At 62.7% G+C, this 405-nt stretch carries 1 protein-coding gene; it reads right to left on the minus strand.

Annotated elements, in window-relative coordinates:
- Nucleotides 1–405, minus strand: a 405-nt coding sequence (locus JWG43_RS18980; RefSeq protein ID WP_443112637.1) for a sodium:solute symporter family transporter, incomplete at both ends; no start/stop codon positions are given.

Below are 405 nucleotides of genomic sequence, written 5' to 3' on the forward strand. Positions count from 1 at the left end.
GCGGAGAGCAGCACGCCGGCAATCCAGGGGTTGAACAGTATCTTGGAGAGCTCGATGAAGACGCGCTCCGCGTTGCCGGTAACACCGGCAGCCTGCTCGGTGAAGGTGGAGAAGTAGGAGAGGCCGAAGAAGCCGATGGCCACGGCGCCGCCGAGGCAGAACACCATCCAGGTCATGCTGATACGGCGGGCATTGACCATGGAGTGGTGGGAGTCCGCCGCCATGAAGCGCGCCAGTATGTGGGGCTGGCCGAAGTAGCCCAGGCCCCAGGCCATCAGCGAGATGATGGCGATGAAGTCCAGGTTCTTGAACATGTCGAGGTTGCTGGCGTTCTGTGCCGCTACCTGCACCATGGCGGTGTCGATGCCGCCGACGGCGATGATGACGAATACCGGGGTGAGGATC

Source organism: Desulfobulbus alkaliphilus, from assembly GCF_016918545.1.
Classification (GTDB): Bacteria; Desulfobacterota; Desulfobulbia; order Desulfobulbales; family Desulfobulbaceae; genus Desulfobulbus; species Desulfobulbus alkaliphilus.